Source organism: Pasteurella dagmatis (genome assembly GCF_900186835.1).
Lineage (GTDB): Bacteria > Pseudomonadota > Gammaproteobacteria > Enterobacterales > Pasteurellaceae > Pasteurella > Pasteurella dagmatis.
In genome coordinates this window covers 2,068,819-2,085,508 of sequence record NZ_LT906448.1, presented here as the reverse complement: position 1 = coordinate 2,085,508, position 16,690 = coordinate 2,068,819, and the positions used below count along the sequence as shown (strand labels likewise).

Sequence of the window (16,690 nt, the reverse complement as noted above, 5' to 3'; positions counted from 1 at the left end):
CAAAAAGATTGAACTTTTTTTATTCTACACCGTCTAACCGTTTACAAGAGCTTGCTGTCTTTGCATATTAGAGCTTGTTAGAGGTGATATAAGAGGTTATATGGCTGAACAGCTAACAGATCAGGCTTTGGTAGAAAGAGTACAGCAAGGAGATAAAAAAGCCTTTAATTTATTGGTTTCTCGTTATCAAAATAAAGTGGCTGGTTTGCTGACTCGTTATGTGTCGCAAAACGATATCCCTGATGTTGTACAAGAATCATTTATAAAAGCATATCGCTCTATTGATTCTTTTCGTGGTGACAGTGCTTTCTACACTTGGCTATACCGAATCGCCGTTAATACGGCAAAAAATTATTTAACTGCCCAAGGGCGTCGCCCTCCAACTGAAGATATTTTGGCAGAAGATGCTGAAAGCTATGAAATGGGCAGTAATTTACGGGATGTGGATACCCCCGAAAATGAAATGTTATCCAGCGAATTAAAGAAAATTGTGTTTGATACCATCAACGGCTTACAAGAAGACTTAAGAACAGCAATTACTTTACGAGAAATCGAAGGATTAAGCTATGAAGAAATTGCTGAAATTATGGATTGTCCAGTCGGTACGGTTCGCTCTCGAATTTTCCGCGCTCGCGAAATTATCGAGAGCAAAGTGCAACCGATGTTGCAACGTTAAACATAATTCATATTAATCAATAAAAAACCAAACGAAAGTTGGAGTTCCCAATGCAAAAAGAGTTACTTTCAGCCTACATTGATGGTGAACAAGTCAGTGCTGAATTGACAGAAAAATTATGCCAAGATGCAGAATTACAACAATCTTGGGCAAGTTTTCACACAATTCGGGCTGTGATGCGTCAAGAAACTGAAGTGCTATTAGGTGCTGACTTCACTGCTAAAATGGAAAAACTCATTGAAGCAGAAGAAATCAAAGTGGCAAGCCCTGTGGTATCGCAACCATCACCAGAAGAGGTTGAAAAACTGCCATTTATGCAAAAATTCAAATCGCTCTTTGCCCCATTGGCACAGGTTGCAGTGGCCGCGAGTGTGTGTTTAGTTGCAGTACTTGGAACACAATCCTTGATGACAGCAAAAAACGATGTACCTACCAATGTAGATACACCAGTGCTGCAGACTTTGCCATTTAATAACTTAGTGCAAGAAGTCAGCTACAATGCGCCAGTGAAAGATGTGATTACGCCAGAGCAACTCGAGCAAAAAAATAAACGCATTGGTGCGATGTTACAAAACTATGAAGTACAGCGTAGGCTTTATTCTGATTCAATGATTTTGAATCCACAGCAAAGCTCGCAAAAATAACGTTCTCGAATTTAAATTCACCACCTTATTGGTGGTGAATTTGTTTTATGGTAGCGAATTATGTTAAAAACTTTTCAAAAATTGACCGCACTTTTTGTCACACTAGGACTTTCAGTTTCAGTCTTTGCAGAACAAACATTATCTGCAAAACAACTTCTACAAAAAATGCCTGTCGCCAACAAACAGTTAAATTATGAGATAGCATTTTTCAAAGCAACTCCGCTCAATATTGAATCCTTACGTTACCGCCATTTAATGCGTGATGGCAAAAATTATGCCCAACTTGTGTCTTTAGACGGTGTGCAACAAGAAATTATTTTACGTGATAACTTAGTCAGCTATTTCCAGACCAATTTCCAGCCTTTTACTATCAACAGCCAACATATTGTTGATAGCTTGCCAGTGCTGATGAATAGCAATTTTGATAGACTCGAAAAATATTACGACTTTATCAAAATTGGGCGAAATCGAGTGGCGGATCGCTTAGTGCAGACGATCCGTATTTTACCAAAAGACGATTTCCGCTATCAGTACGTTGCCTTTATTGATGAAGAAAACCACTTATTATTACAAAGCGATTTGCTCGATCGTGATGGTAATTTGCTAGATCAATTCCGTGTTGTACATTTATATATTGGCGAAGGATTGAATGGCTTAGCTGACTATTTGGAAGACATCACTTACCCACCATTGCTTCTCGATAAAAAAGAGGAAAAATCGGTAGAGCTAAATTGGAAAGCTAGTTGGTTGCCACAAGGCTTTGAAGTAATCAAACAGCAAATTGGTGTGGAAAATAATAGTAATATTGAAAGCCAACTATATAGTGATGGCTTGTTTTCTTTCACAATTTATATTGCCGATCCTATTAACAAAACAGAATTAGACAATGCGTGGAAGCAAGGTGCCTACACTATTTACAGTGAAACAATCCAAAATAAAGAAATCACTTTTATCGGGCAATTACCACTGTCCACTGCAAAACGTATCGTTCAAGATATTAAGTTTAAATAATTAGGTTCTCAAAATGTTAAAAGAAAATGCGGTTGTTATTGCCTACGAAGCAGGGATTGCCAAAGTCAAATGTCAATCACAAAGTGCTTGTGGTACCTGTGCGGCCAAAAATGCTTGTGGTGCCTCAGCACTTTCTGAACTCACAGGTGAAGTAGGTGAACATATTTTCACAATTGAAACTATAATGCCGTTAAAAGTGGGTCAACATGTTGAAATTGGCTTAGAAGAAAGATCCCTAATTTTATCTGCATTATTGCTCTATATCGTGCCATTATTGACAATTTTGCTTAGTACGTTTATCGCTGAAAAACTATTTTCACACGAATTAATCAGTGCAATTTTTATCTTTTTTTGCACCGCACTTTCATTCATTGCTATTCGCACTTATTCCAAAAAACTCGCTCGAAAAGCCGCTTACAAACCAATTCTATTAAGAACTTTGTGATCTGTTCGCTTGCCTTTATAATGCACAGAGTAATTTAAAAAGGACAATGTTATGATCCCAATGTTAGGTATTACGGGTTATAGCGGCAGTGGCAAAACCACTTTATTGGAAAAGCTCGTACCCGCTTTAATTGCTGAAGGTTTACGCATTTCTGTGATTAAACACAGCCATCACAATGCACAAGTGGACAAGGAAGGCAAAGACAGTTGGCGAATGAAAGAAGCCGGTGCAGCACAAGTGCTAATGGCGTGTGATAATCGTTGGGCGTTGATGACAGAGACCCCCAAAAAAACAATGGATTTAGCTTATTTATCCCAACAATTTGACTCAAATCTAACAGATCTTATTCTAGTTGAAGGCTTTAAACACGAACCCATTGAAAAAATTTTATTGCATCGCCAAACGATGGATAAACCTTTAAATACAGAAGATGAGCACATTATTGCCTTAGCGACAGACTATCCTGTGCCTTCAACTCACACTCAATTAGATATTAATAATACCGCAGAAATCACCGCATTTATTGTATGTTGGTACCAGCAAAAGTGCGGTACAAAATAGGAAATTTTTTATGACGGAACGCGAAAGTTATCGAGGCCTTGCCTGGATTGCAGCTATTGCATTATTTATGCAAACTTTAGATGCAACGATTTTAAATACAGCATTGCCTGCCATTTCGCGTAGTTTAAATGAATCACCTTTAGAAATGCAATTAGCGATTATTAGCTATGCACTTTCTGTTGCCTTATTTATCCCACTGAGTGGTTGGCTTGCAGATAAATATGGCACTCTCAAAATGTTCCAACTTGCCATTGGTGTGTTTGTTATTGGCTCTATCGCCTGTGCGGTGTCCAATACATTAAATACCCTTGTATTTTCTCGCGTCTTGCAAGGCTTCGGTGGTGCATTAATGATGCCTGTGGCACGCTTAGCGATTATCCGTAGTGTGCCTAAACAGCATTTGTTATCGGTGTGGAATTTAATGGCAATGGCAGGATTACTCGGTCCTATTCTCGGACCAATCTTAGGTGGTTGGCTAGTGACTTACGCCACTTGGCATTGGATTTTCTTAATCAATATTCCCATTGGCATTATCGGTATCCTGATTGCGGGCAACTATATGCCAAATAATACTGTCGCTACAAACAAGCTAGATTGGGTAGGCTTTATTTTATTTGCAGGTGGATTAGTCGGTATTACCCTTGGCTTAGATTTAATTTCTGAACGAAACGGTCATCACTTTATTTCATTTGCGGTATTAACACTCGGGCTTGTGCTATTAATATCTTATTATTTTTATGCTTGCCGCAGTGAAAACACGCTATTGCCATTATCCTTATTTGAAACACGTACCTTCAGCATTGGGATTCTAGCGAACTTATTTATTCGCTTATGTGGTTCTGGCATTCCATTCCTATTACCACTAATGATGCAACTGGTGTTTAATTACAGTGCGGAACTATCAGGTTGGTTGCTGGCACCAATTGCTATTAGCTCTGTACTAATGAAACCATTAGTGAGTCCAATTTTAAGACATCTTGGCTACAAAAGTACGATACTTTTGACCGCACTTTTACTCAGTTTGTGCATTGCAATGATGGGCTTTGTGACAGTGGAAACACCAATTTGGCTATTAATCAGTTTGCTGTCTTTCTATGGTGCTTGTATGTCTGTAATTTTCACCGCAACTAACACTCTAGCAGTGAGTGAATTGCCAGATCATCACGCAAGTTCAGGTTCTACCGTATTAAGCGTAGCACAGCAAATGGGAATTGGTATAGGTATCGCTGTATGTTCGGTGATTTTAGGCATCTATCGAGACAATATTGGCGAAGTTGGCATACAATTACAGCAATCTTTTAGCTATACTTTTTTATCAGTTTCCTTATTCGGTATAATTTTGATTTGGGTACTCACATATTTAAAACGAACAGACGGTGAAAACTTACAACATGCCAGCAAACGTTAAAGATAAAAAGCCATCTTATTAGATGGCTTTTTATTATCTACTTCACAACATTAGAAGTCTTCAAAATGCTGTTGAATCACTTTTGGATCAGTCGTTTGCGTTAAGCCTAATTGTAATAAGACTCTCGCTTTTTGTGGGTTCAATGTACCTGAAGCACTAAAACCATAACTGGTATCATCCACTTCCGCATCGCGTGTTGTGTAACCCGTTGGTACACGAGAAGAACGTACAACTGCAACGCCCTCTTTCGCCGCTTTCGCTAACAACTCTAAGTTAGCTTGGTTCATATTACCGTTACCCACACCCGCCACAACAATGCCTTTATATTTAGCATCAAGTAAAGCTTGTAACGGCTCTGTTGGCATATTCGCATAAGCATACACAATCCCAACTTTTGGTAATTCATCTAATTTATCCACATTAAATGGTGTATTCACAGTGTGTTTACTTTCAGGTGAACGCTCATAGTCCACTCGATTTTCTTGAATATAACCTAAAGTACCGAAGTTTGGAGAAGCAAAAGTTTGTACTGCTGTTGTGCTTGTTTTTGTTACATCACGCGCACCAAGCACTTCTCCATTCATTGCAACTAACACACCACGGCCTGCTGATTTTTCATCAGTTGCCACTACGATTGCATTATATAAATTTAAAGGGCCATCAGCACTTTTCTTGGTACTTGGGCGCATTGCTCCCACAAGCACCACTGGTTTTTCACATTTTACGGTTAAATCAAGGAAATACGCTGTTTCCTCCATCGTGTCAGTGCCATGCATAATCACAAAACCGTCGGTTTCTTTACACTGCTGATTAATGCGTTTCACTAATTTTAGCCACACTTCATCACTCATATCCTGCGAACCAATTTTGACTAATTGCTCACCACGAATATTGGCTAAAGTTTTAATTTCAGGGACTGCATCAATCAATACATCTACATTCAGCTGACCTGCTTTATAAGCGCCACTTACTGCAGTTTGACCACTTCCCGCAATGGTACCACCCGTTGCAAGAATTGTAATATTTGGTAGTTCCGCCGCATAGGCGGTTGAAAGCCCAACACTTAATAAGGTCGCTGCTGCAATTTTTGATAGTTTCATATCATTCCTCTCTAAGTTGACAAAAAGACAGCATATTATCCACATAAATGATGTAAGAAGAAAACATAAAAAAGCATTTTTTTATTTAATTGCCTTTAAAAATAACAAGATAACACTAAACCAATAATCTACGTCTAATAACGACCGCACTTATAAACAAAAAACCAAGCGAGTTGCTTGGTGTTATATAAGAAAAAATACATTCTTCCCATCACATTTTGATTCACAAGGTAAATATGACTTTATGTTGTCATATTATCTTTAATTAGTCCCCATTTATAATATGGGTCTTATATCGTTATATCAGCCTGACCTGACAATTCCCAGATAACCACAGAATAAGATCAATTAAATATCTAAGAGGCTTTACCGCCGTTCCTTCTAATCGTATCCCGTATGACAATTTTATTCATATATTTTTATAAAAAATAATGCTATTTCTACATCATAGATACTGATTTCATAGCATTGATTAGTTTTAAATCTAAAACCCCCAAGTAATGCTACTTGGGGGTGAGAAAATTTAACTATGGATCTAGTGGCGGACTAGGTAGATCTCGTTTTCCACCAAATACCTCATAGATTAGCGGCGGATTAGACATCTCTCCTATATCCATGACAAAACCGATAGCTTCATCTGCTGAAGGCCCCGCAAAAGTAACCACGTATTTTAAATTATTGTCGACTCCCATAGGTTTATAATCAGTTTCACCTAATAAGGCACCAACCCCAGCATCTTCCGCATAGTTACTAGTTTCTTTTAAGATAATCTCAGGCAGCTCTTCACCCTCCTTATTTTTCCGCTCATAAAGCTTACCCGATACTGTGGTGCTAGCAAAGTCCATATCTAAGCGCATCATTCCAACAGCATTTGGATTTGCAGAATAACCACGATAAGTCACTTTACTTGCAGGGTAATTGTCTTTAATAGTGAATTCTCCTATCCCAGAAAGCAATTCTTTACTGTCATAAAACTCCTCACCTTCTGTGTAGGCACTAGGTTGGCGCCAAGCAAGCACAGAATATGGCAAATTCAGCATTCTTACGACATTCCCATTCACCTCTTTAGTCATCACACCTTCAGGTAAAGTAATCGCATCAAACTCAGCACCAAAAATTCTCGAAAGAAACCTATTCTTTGTATTAAGCACTTTATCTTTCAACCCCTTATCCTCAATGTAATCAACAGCTAGAATATCAGGGTTAGGAACCATATCAATTAATATTGGCTCCTCTGGTTTAGGCTCTTCTACAGGTGGATTAATTGAGCCTCCATTGTCCACTAAATCTAAATTTGTCCCACTTGTTCCACTACCACAAGCACCTAACAGCACACTCATTAATACAACTAATAAGGACTTTTTCATTTTTTCCTCCATTGTTGTTTGACCTTACTGTTATATTACAATGCTTAATCGTTTCAATTATTGATATTGATCACATTTTAAACAAAATACTTGACATGATAATTTATATTTATTTTTAATAAAAATATATTAGCAAAATACAAAATTAACGCTTCAGTGGGATTTGATGAAGATTGATTTATGGATTGGCGGAGATCATGGGAGTCCAATTTACCATATAACACATTGATTTTTAAAAGACTAAATTTTCACACCTTAAAATATAGTACTATTCCTAGTACTATTTTTGTTGGCTACCCCTATTTTTGATTGTTTTTTATACTTTATTTCTGCCTAATATCCCTCTATAAAAATGAGTTTCTTTACATTATAAAAAAGGACTAATTAAAACTTGTTCAAAGAGTGTCAGCCATTGGCGGATACTTATCATATATACGTTAGGATAATTTTCCTAACGGTGAAGTGCCTCACTCTTATCTATTTACTAATAAGCGTTGTGCAAATTTACATATCGGACAATAACAATACGGATTATCTTTAAATGAATTTAGGGTAAAGAAAAACCGCCAGTGTGGCGGTTTGTTGATTAATTAATGTAGCAATAAGACTGTGGAGGTGTGCCAGAAGCTATAACATCTGAAATCGCTAATGGTTCATCGTATAATTTGAATGAGTCAATTTCAAAAGCATGCGCTAAAGCTCTTGTGGAAAAATACTCATCAAAGAAATTTTTGGTAATACCAGAAAATTCTTTTGTTTTTTCCCAGAGTGATTCTGGTGTATGGGATATCACATCTTTAATCTTAAATTCACCGACCACTTTTCCAACAGGCATTGTGGAGTAAACGACAATTGTTGTTATTCCTTCGCGTTTTGGTAGCGATTTTCTAAACTCAAATTTTTTTTCACCTGAAATGATTTTTTCTACAAACTCAGGTTTAATCGATAATAAAACTTTCATTGGCTTGCGATAATCTCAGAATTTTACTAAATTGTTCATTAGATATTTGTTTTAACACGGTTCTAGTTTGATCCCCTATTATGCCATTGTCAAGTAATTGTTTTCGATTGATACGCTTTGGCAGAGCCATGTTATAAGTAAATCGAATGATATATGGATAGCGTTTTTCTTTGTAAAAACGAGAAAGTTCATCAGCGTTAAACACGCTAAATCGACTACAATATCGAATATAAGAGTCTTCAGTTTGAAACTCTGATATATGGCGAACATCTTCAACTACACAAACAGACGACACTACCGAACGATAATATGCAGAACCTACCTCATCTTTAGTTCTATACATCACAAGAATATCACCCCTCCTTAGATTATTCGCACCATAAGCTGCTGATATATAAATCTTGTGTATGCTATTTGAATGTGACACATCTTTAATAATATCTGGAGATTCTCCAAATAATTTTGATTCTGGAAACATTCTTGTGTGGTATTCAGGTTTTATGGCAAGTAGATATTTATTAGCGTTTTGTTGATGAATGAAAGGATAGTCCTGATAAATATGGTTCTTGAACACATGGAGATCTCTTAGGTAAACAAGTTCAGTCCCGTTTTGGCTAACTTTTTCTCCATTCTTCTCAAAACCATAGAATTTAAACAACTTGATTAATGGCTCATGTTTTTCAAAAACAGTAAGATAAACTATATCAACATGGTTTGTTACGGCAATATCTAATATTTTCTTTATAAACCTTTGTCCTCTTAATGTTCCTGCAGGATTAAACTTAAACGTCCCCACTTTCATCACAGATTTACCGCGAATAGGTGGGTTTACATCTTCTACATCACTCTCAAATTTATAATATAAAAAGCCTTCTATCAGGTTATTATCGTTATATAAAACATAAGCCCGCTCGTTTGACTTTGTTCGAAACCAGTTAGAAAACTCTTTATAATCTTTCTTTAAGCTATCAAAGAATGGATCGTCTAAATTGACATCGGAGAAGAGTACAACTTTTAAGTTATCCATATTTTTTTCCTTATGTTAAATCCACTAATCACAAAGCACAGACCACCAGAAGACTTTGTTTATCAACTCTCACACTAAATGCAACAAAATCACCTCTATAAAAAGTTGATTTTTTAATATTAAGACAATAACGTTATATAAACAAACATCCATTATGCGTTTTGTGATCCGCCTCAAAGAGTAAAAAAGGTCAAAAAACTGGAATAGCGATAAAATAGAGTTGACGGGGCGGTAGCCCAAGCCTTTCTTCTGAACTCTTTACCTACCCTCCCCCATATCTGAAAATTTTAATTCTGCGGTTGTGAAAATCAATCATTGCGCATATCCTTCATAATAAAATCCACAACAAAAAAATAAAAATATATTAAAAACAATAAATTACATTACTGTGGTGGATCGCCTAAAATATCAAAAAACTGTCAAAAACCGCGCGCGTCCAGCCCCGTGGAAAGCCCACCCCCGTCAGGAGTACCTTTTAATTTAATTACTTGTTATATCAGTCTTTATTTATGCCACAATCACTGGTAAATAACGCAATCAATATCTGTTCCCTTTCTATCGACATCTTTAGGCAATAAAAAAGCACCATTTAGGTGCTTTCATTATAGTTCTGTTTCATTAACTCTATGGGTAATGTTTTATAATTACCCAGTCCCATAAACTCTAATTTAGCATTTGGAACATTAGGAAAATCAGTATCAATTAAATCCTTTAGTTTTTCTAACCATTTATAGTTTTTGCTGTCAGTCTGCTGAATTAAATACCATAATATTAATATGCGACTAAAAACACGTTGCGATGTCCTTTCGTTCGTTTCTACTCTAGTGTTAGGTAAAGTAATGGCATTAAAATCTTTATTCCACACTCTAGAATGATGTGCGCACAAGTTTCTCAAGATATTGATTTCACGTAACCATTTTTCAAAAGTGACGTGATCTATGCCAAATTTCTTGGAGATTTTTTTCTGATTATTTCCTTTTAAGAATGAGTAATATTTTGATAAAGTCCCAAAATCCCATATTTCTACAATCACCCAAAAAGGTATTTCTTTATCATTTTCCCTATGATAAATAATAAACTCAGCTTTATTTCTTTTAATTTCGCCTTGTAACTTAGGTAACCAAACATCATCATAGTTTTTTCTTATTTTTGAATGATCTTTCTTAATAAACTTCTCACTTTTATACGCTAATGGATCTATGCGACCTAATTCATGCGCCATAACCGAACGTATGTTAACCTCTAATCTTTCGATAATATCTAACAGTAATAATCTCAGTTTTTTATCGAATAAATAAAGCTTATAAACTTCATTAAAAGATGTATTTGGTAAAAACTCATCAATAAATTGACTTTGTCTTATGCCATTTTCAGTAACTATAGCTGTCCTTCTACTAGTAAACCAAAATCCAGAAAGACGATAATAACCAACCTGAGAAAGTTTTCTTTTCGCATATGAAATATCTTCAACTACCATCTTTCTAGTAAGCAAAATATCAACTAACTCAGCATATTCCTTATGAGGTTTTGTTAAAAGCATAGGATAATAAAGAAGAAAAAAGAAGGGTAAGGAGGTAGCTTTTACACTCAACATTTCGGATTGAGGTCAGTTTTATCGTTTAGGCTACCCCACGATTGGGGGTATATTCTACACTAAATGAGATCAAAAGCAAGGATATAGATCACATTTTGATAATCCAAAACAGTGCAAAACAATCTAAAATAGCTCAAAACAGTTCTATAATTCAGCTTTCAATATCAGATAGTCAAGTGGTTAAGATAAGATATTTACACAATAAAAAGCTGCCGTTTCAGAAATGCCTCAAAGAGTAAAAAAGGTCAAAAAACTGGAATAGCGATAAAATAGAGTTGACGGGGCGGTAGCCCAAGCCTTTCTTCTGAACTCTTTACCTACCCTCCCCCATATCTGAAAATTTTAATTCTGCGGTTGTAAAAACTGAGTTAATGGTGCTGTTGTTGGCGTATCAACGACTGGGGATAAATACTACGATCATAAGTTGACTAAAATAGAAAAAGGCAACTTGTTAGAAATGACCTCTCGCGTATCAACTGCGGAGATTTCTAGCTCGTCGCCTTTATCTGATGTCAATGATAAAAGCCTATTACAAATTCTGCAACAACAAAATGCAGAACTGGAGCAAACTAACAGCCAAATCAAACGGTTTGGCGGAGAGGAGTTTAATGATTTAATGGCTAGGGTGTTGTATTGGAATAAAGAAAAAGGAGCTAAATTCTTAGATAACCTTACGCTTCAATTGCGATCACCGTTATCAGAGAATAGCTCCATTGCTCGCAATATTAAAACCGAAACAGACCTAAGTCAATACATTCAACCTACACCCTACATCCACCATTGGTAGATGTAAATATCCTCAATAGTATTATGTAGCATAATCTCCCTCATTTTTCATAAATCCACTACCACGATTTTTATCAAGAAAAAAAGCAATGTGTATATATAAGCAAAAAACTATAGGACCAATAGGACCATAGGACCAATTCAGTATTGGCGCGGGTTGAAAGCCTGTTTTTTGGTCCTATTCCATTTTTAAAAATAGGACCAGTAGGACCAAAATAGGACCAGTTTTAAAAATGGTTGTTTTTTGAGCTTTAAAAAATAGGACCAAAATAGACAAAAATAGGACCAAAACAGGCAAAAATAGGACCAAAATCACTAAAAATAGGACCAAATTTTATTTATTTTTTACATAAATCATTGTTTTTTTATATATATTATTTTCTGGTCCTATTGGTCCTATAAAAAAACAGTTATCTACACGAAAAAAACTTTTTATCTAATTTTTTAATTCTGTGCCCATTTTATGATGTAAATTAAATGCTACATATTTTGACAAATGTGAATATTTAACTAATTTATATGCCACATGCCAGACAATAAAAAAAGAGGGCGTTTGCCCTCTTGTTTATACTGGATAGGTTATGTATTTTCTTCCTCGTCCTCGCTCTCTACCAGCGTATAGAGTAAATAGCATCTTGTGCGCTCGCCTTTTATTTGGCGTGGGAGTTTGATTGTAAATTCATACCCCTTTTCCTTTCCTCGCTTTAACATTCCTTTCTCGGTTAGGATTTGGCAAGCCTGCTTTTTAGGATGTCCTTTTATTGCCTCGTCAAATGCCATTGGGTACAAATAAAAATACTCTTGTTCATCGCTCTTGCTATCAGGTATTACACGATAACCAGCGATATTGTTTACTTCTCTTTGCGTTGGATCTATTGGGTATCTAATAAAACGCCCCTCCGCATTTGCTAAAAGCCAGCCATTCACTTGTTCAATAATCTGTAATTCCTCTCGGCTATGATAACCAAAGATATTTACCCACTCATTAAAGGCTTTCGTGATCGCATTTTCACATTCGACCACATCCCATTTTGTGAAGTCTAGGGAAAGTTTTAATGTTGTTTCTAATATCGCAAAACGACTCATTACACGCTTAACTTGTGAATGGCAATCATTCGGCAAGGTATTTAATCTGTTATCCAAAATAGCTCGATATAACGGCTCTATGGCGTTATTGTGGTGTAAATTAATAAGGTGCTTAATCCATTCTCGCCCTACAACGCCATAATGCAATTTTGAGGATTGGTTTAAATGGTCAGCGTGCGCCTTTCCGTCTTTGTGGTGGTGGAATTAAGTAGCCCTTTGTAGTGGAATATTCAACAATCGGACTAATTGCCCCACATTCGTTTTTATCCCCACGTTAGTTAAGTAGGTTTCTAAATCCATCTCCCCCGTAGAAAAAGCTACAGTGCGCCACCGTGCTAAATCTCGGTTGCCTCCCTCTTTTGCACCTTGTATCTTGCCTACACCATTAAATAAACTGTAAGCAATGTCGCCCACGTGCTTGCGGTTGGTGCTTTGCCCTATCTCATCCAACGGCATAAAGCCATCATTTCTGGCTTGCGCCTCGTTGCTAATCCCTAGCGGTGTAGTTAGCCAACTTAAACGGATTTCATCAGGGTGACCATAGATAGAACTCGCAATATTGGTGATTGTTGTTTTCCCTGTTGAACTACCGCCAAAGATATGTACACCAAAGCTCTCGGCATTGATCAAATGAATAATAGGCGCACTTAACGCAACGGCTACACCTAGCATCATAAACGGATTACCAGCCACGTTGTTAGCGATTTCCTGCTGCCAACTTTCAATGCTACCGCTTACGCCATAGCCTTTATTATTAGCAGACTGCCCTACAAAAAATACTGGTGTTTTAGGTTCTCCAATAACCTCACCATTAGGCAAAATATATGCGCCTGATTGCCACCCTGTCGCATTTACTACACGATAAAATCCCTTTTGATAATAGTCTTGTAAATAATCGGCTAAATAAGGGCGTAAGCGTTGATTATTCGTGATATTCAAGCCATTTTTACGCAATAATTGCCAGCCTGTACGCTCGCCAACGTCTTTTAATGGCAAAGCGATAACCTTACTTTGCTCACTGCGATTAGGCGTAAAGCGTAACATTGTGTAAAACTCATCTTCACTTTGCCCCATTCCAACAACCTCAACCGCATCACAAAGCCACTCTATTTTGTCCTCGTAGATTTCACCCGTTGAGCTATTGGTCTTTAATGTAATTCGATATAAGCCCCTTTTCCCTCGTTCTGTGCGTTCTTCGATAAAAGGTAAGGTGTTGGCTTGATTATTCTCTTTGTGTGCCTCTGTGATGCTCTCGCTCACGATTTCAGCCACACTATCACCCTTTCTTACTCGTTTAATATAATCGCTTAGATTCTCGGTTACTTCGCCAATACAATTACATAATGCCAATTGCTCAACCTTAGAATGTTTGGCAAGGTTAAGACAAAGTGCGGTAACTTCTGCTTGTAAAAGCTCACCACATTGGAGCACCCTTACTGCTTTCTGTGCTGGTGGAACAATTGCTAACCGCTCTAATTTATTCAACTGCTCTACATCAAGGATAATCGGCTTTTGCTTTGAATCATGCTGTAATGCTTGGCAAAGTAAGAGCCATCCCTCGCCCTTACCTTTACCCCACCATTCCCACGCTTGATTGCCTGCTAACACAATTAAATCACTCAACGGCTCATTAGGTTGTCCTTTAAAGTGTGGTGCCTGAATCATTTTTTTACTCATTTCCACCACCTTGTATTTCATCTACATTGAAACTAACACCCTGCAGTTTGCTAATTAAATATTTAGCACCACGCATAAAGGCTTTAATCTGCCCCTTTTGCTCTTTACTTAACGTTTTTCCTTCTGCTAATTCTTCCACCATCAACAAGCCTTTTGATAACCGTTCGGCTAAATCATCACATTCTTTGGCTAATTTAATCTTATGGTGATAGCAATCTGGAAACTCATTAAAACAGCGTTGGTTACTGTCTTTTATTAGCTGAAATTGGCGGTTAATTTGCGTATATAGCACATATAAGCCATTTCCCTTGCCTAAGGTGAGGGTTGGCTTTCCATCGTTCAAACAGCCCTCTAATTTCGCTTTAAATAGCTTATTTGGTTCGGTGGTGGATTTCGCTACTTTCATTTGAGTGATAGGGTTCATCATTGATCACCTCCTAAACCATCGGGATGACTAATTCTGATTTCAGCATACAAGCCAGTGGTTTTTAAATAGTCGGATACTTCACAAGCTTGAGCATAGGTAGGATATTCACCCACAAAAGCAATCTCGCCTTGTTTATCAAAAACGGTTATTTCATAAGGGGGACGCTCTACTCTTAATGTTGAACCATAAACAAGCGGATCGTTATCCATTGCCTCACGTGCGATTTGTGCTGCCTCTTGGTATGTTTTCCCCGTGGCAATAATGAATGGTTGACCTTCTACGGTTTCATCTTCTCGATAAGTGATTACGCTGTATTTACGCATAAACTCCCCCTTTAACCTCTAAAGTGCGGTCATTTTTGGCGGTGTTTGGTAAGCGACCTAACAAAATCAGCACATAATGGTGGGCAAGGTATGCTCGGGCTTGTTGCTCGTTGTCGGCTTGGATGCGGATTTGTTCTGCTTTGGTTTGGTCGTAGTGTTGGCGTGATATGCCAATGAATTGATAAATCATTTGCGTAACTCCGTATGTAAAATTATTGAGAGTTACCGCTAAAAGTTTCCACGCTTTAGGGCGGTAACGTGCGACTGGGTGGAAAACTGCGACATACGGTACACAGCCAACGATTAGACGTTGCCAATCGCACGCTACCATTGAGATAAATCCAGTCAATCCAAAAATGGATAGTATTGAATTTATTGAGAAAATTCCGTTGTGCGAATTTGCATATCGGATTTTAGGTGTGCGAACTTCACGAACAAAAAAAGCACGGTTAAATGGCGTGCTACTGTTCGCCGTTGATTTATTATTCGAGTTTCCACGCTCGGTTCTAGATTTTGCTAGAACGCTATTAAGATAACGGACTTTACCGTAGGTTGTAAAGTGATTTAGATCACGTTTTTAGAAATTGATTAGAATAAACTTAAAACAAGTAGGCTATTTACGCTTAGATGGAAATAGTCCTTTGATTATAGAAATAAATGCCGCCAAAATATTGACAGTACAAGCACTTGTTATAGTAATAAATACTGTATCTGAATGTTTTTTTGGATCGTAGTAGAACTGAATAAATCTCATCCAAAAAATAATACTAGCAATTGCAAAACATACAGCAATCACGGCATAACAAATACGTAAATTACGATTTGCCTTACTATCTTTTAATCTTTCTTGTTTTATAGAGCTATTAATATTGGAACTAGGGGCTTTTAGCCCCTGATTTTGATATTGTATATCGATATTCGGATCATGTCCTATTTCAGAGTTTCTAAATTGGGAACGAATAGCCATTAAACTTTCCCTTTATACAACTCAAGATTAGTAATCACCGTTCCTAAAATATCATTCATACTCCAAGCTGTTTTAGGTTGATGAGTCATCCATGATAATTGGGATGCTGAATATTCACCATACTCTTTGATAATGTCATCAATAAGCTCCCACGACTGTGGATCATCTTCACTAACCATGACTGTATTGCCAAAAACATCTATACCATATGAGGTAATAGGTTGATCTCGAAAACTCTTAAATTCGTGATAAATAGATGGAATTACAGGTCCATACTGCCAACGTGAGAAGAAATCATCAAACAAAGGATACCCTGTTTCTTTTAAACTCCACGATTGAGCAAAAAACATTAACTTTTGTAACTTCATTGGAGTTAAATCAGTAACAGCTCCATCTTTCGCTCTCTGAATAAAAGAATTTGCAACTTGCATTGCTGAATAAGCCATATTTAACCTCCTTAGATAGCTATTAATTAACGTTCATTAGAACAATATTGTGTCATAAAACATATTTACAAGAAAATACTGTATAAAATTAATTGGCGATATTTTCTTTATTTTTGGGAGTTAGCACACAAATTTATATAAAGCCAACCCTTAATATAAAGGTAAAAACTATCAATAACACAAA

At 36.9% G+C, this 16,690-nt stretch carries 16 protein-coding genes and 2 pseudogenes; 7 read left to right on the top strand and 11 right to left on the bottom strand.

What is annotated here, in order from left to right; genetic code table 11:
- Positions 1 to 100: 100 nt before the first annotated feature.
- From rpoE to CKV78_RS09520, 6 genes are read left to right on the top strand one after another with little or no spacing between them, the layout of a single operon-like run.
- Positions 101 to 676, top strand: coding sequence for an RNA polymerase sigma factor RpoE (rpoE, locus tag CKV78_RS09545; RefSeq protein ID WP_005764178.1), 576 nt, complete (start codon positions 101 to 103; stop codon positions 674 to 676).
- Positions 677 to 726: 50 nt separating this feature from the next.
- Positions 727 to 1,320, top strand: coding sequence for a sigma-E factor negative regulatory protein (locus CKV78_RS09540; RefSeq protein ID WP_005764179.1), 594 nt, complete (start codon positions 727 to 729; stop codon positions 1,318 to 1,320).
- A gap of 60 nt (positions 1,321 to 1,380) precedes the next feature.
- A complete protein-coding gene (gene rseB / locus CKV78_RS09535) occupies positions 1,381 to 2,331 on the top strand; it encodes a sigma-E factor regulatory protein RseB (protein ID WP_005764181.1) in 951 nt (316 codons plus the stop codon).
- A 13-nt stretch (positions 2,332 to 2,344) separates the two neighbouring features.
- Positions 2,345 to 2,776 (top strand): SoxR reducing system RseC family protein, encoded by a 432-nt coding sequence (locus tag CKV78_RS09530; protein ID WP_005764182.1) that lies wholly within the window; start codon positions 2,345 to 2,347, stop codon positions 2,774 to 2,776.
- A 51-nt stretch (positions 2,777 to 2,827) separates the two neighbouring features.
- The gene (mobB, locus tag CKV78_RS09525) at positions 2,828 to 3,337 is read left to right on the top strand and encodes a molybdopterin-guanine dinucleotide biosynthesis protein MobB (RefSeq protein WP_005764185.1); all 510 of its coding nucleotides are present in this window, start codon (positions 2,828 to 2,830) and stop codon (positions 3,335 to 3,337) included.
- A gap of 10 nt (positions 3,338 to 3,347) precedes the next feature.
- The gene (locus CKV78_RS09520; RefSeq protein ID WP_005764187.1) at positions 3,348 to 4,745 is read left to right on the top strand and encodes a DHA2 family efflux MFS transporter permease subunit; all 1,398 of its coding nucleotides are present in this window, start codon (positions 3,348 to 3,350) and stop codon (positions 4,743 to 4,745) included.
- 50 nt (positions 4,746 to 4,795) lie between these two features.
- On the opposite strand, the gene ansB is transcribed toward CKV78_RS09520, so the two are convergent.
- From ansB to CKV78_RS09495, 5 genes are all read right to left on the bottom strand, one after another.
- The gene (ansB, locus tag CKV78_RS09515; RefSeq protein ID WP_005764189.1) at positions 4,796 to 5,845 is read right to left on the bottom strand and encodes an L-asparaginase 2; all 1,050 of its coding nucleotides are present in this window, start codon (positions 5,843 to 5,845) and stop codon (positions 4,796 to 4,798) included.
- Positions 5,846 to 6,372: 527 nt separating this feature from the next.
- Positions 6,373 to 7,212 carry a hypothetical protein gene (locus tag CKV78_RS09510; protein WP_032855550.1) on the bottom strand — a complete coding sequence of 280 codons (840 nt, stop codon included), beginning with the start codon at positions 7,210 to 7,212 and terminating at the stop codon, positions 6,373 to 6,375.
- A gap of 586 nt (positions 7,213 to 7,798) precedes the next feature.
- Positions 7,799 to 8,173 carry an ASCH domain-containing protein gene (locus CKV78_RS09505; RefSeq protein WP_005764193.1) on the bottom strand — a complete coding sequence of 125 codons (375 nt, stop codon included), beginning with the start codon at positions 8,171 to 8,173 and terminating at the stop codon, positions 7,799 to 7,801.
- Positions 8,151 to 9,200, bottom strand: coding sequence for a GNAT family protein (locus CKV78_RS09500; protein ID WP_005764195.1), 1,050 nt, complete (start codon positions 9,198 to 9,200; stop codon positions 8,151 to 8,153). The genes CKV78_RS09505 and CKV78_RS09500 overlap by 23 nt, the downstream gene beginning before the upstream one ends.
- A 589-nt stretch (positions 9,201 to 9,789) precedes the next feature.
- Positions 9,790 to 10,794, bottom strand: a complete 1,005-nt coding sequence (locus CKV78_RS09495; RefSeq protein ID WP_005765628.1) for an Abi family protein — start codon at positions 10,792 to 10,794, stop codon at positions 9,790 to 9,792.
- A gap of 457 nt (positions 10,795 to 11,251) precedes the next feature.
- On the opposite strand from CKV78_RS09495, the gene CKV78_RS09490 reads away from it, so the two are divergent.
- Positions 11,252 to 11,581 (top strand): hypothetical protein, encoded by a 330-nt coding sequence (locus tag CKV78_RS09490; protein WP_032855552.1) that lies wholly within the window; start codon positions 11,252 to 11,254, stop codon positions 11,579 to 11,581.
- A gap of 578 nt (positions 11,582 to 12,159) precedes the next feature.
- On the opposite strand, the pseudogene CKV78_RS09485 reads toward CKV78_RS09490, so the two are convergent.
- From CKV78_RS09485 to CKV78_RS09460, 6 genes and pseudogenes are all read right to left on the bottom strand, one after another.
- Positions 12,160 to 14,343 (bottom strand): annotated as a pseudogene (locus CKV78_RS09485) (DUF927 domain-containing protein).
- The gene (locus CKV78_RS09480; protein ID WP_005764203.1) at positions 14,336 to 14,770 is read right to left on the bottom strand and encodes a hypothetical protein; all 435 of its coding nucleotides are present in this window, start codon (positions 14,768 to 14,770) and stop codon (positions 14,336 to 14,338) included. Before CKV78_RS09480 ends, CKV78_RS09485 begins: the two are co-directional and overlap by 8 nt.
- Positions 14,767 to 15,093, bottom strand: coding sequence for a hypothetical protein (locus tag CKV78_RS09475; RefSeq protein ID WP_005764205.1), 327 nt, complete (start codon positions 15,091 to 15,093; stop codon positions 14,767 to 14,769). The genes CKV78_RS09480 and CKV78_RS09475 overlap by 4 nt, the downstream gene beginning before the upstream one ends.
- Positions 15,086 to 15,616 (bottom strand): annotated as a pseudogene (locus tag CKV78_RS10690) (host cell division inhibitor Icd-like protein); the annotation flags it as partial. The pseudogene CKV78_RS10690 and the gene CKV78_RS09475, both read right to left, overlap by 8 nt.
- A 90-nt stretch (positions 15,617 to 15,706) precedes the next feature.
- Positions 15,707 to 16,060 carry a hypothetical protein gene (locus CKV78_RS09465; RefSeq protein ID WP_005764209.1) on the bottom strand — a complete coding sequence of 118 codons (354 nt, stop codon included), beginning with the start codon at positions 16,058 to 16,060 and terminating at the stop codon, positions 15,707 to 15,709.
- Positions 16,060 to 16,506, bottom strand: a complete 447-nt coding sequence (locus CKV78_RS09460) for a Panacea domain-containing protein (RefSeq protein ID WP_005764211.1) — start codon at positions 16,504 to 16,506, stop codon at positions 16,060 to 16,062. The genes CKV78_RS09465 and CKV78_RS09460 overlap by 1 nt, the downstream gene beginning before the upstream one ends.
- Between the last annotated feature and the right edge of the window lie 184 nt (positions 16,507 to 16,690).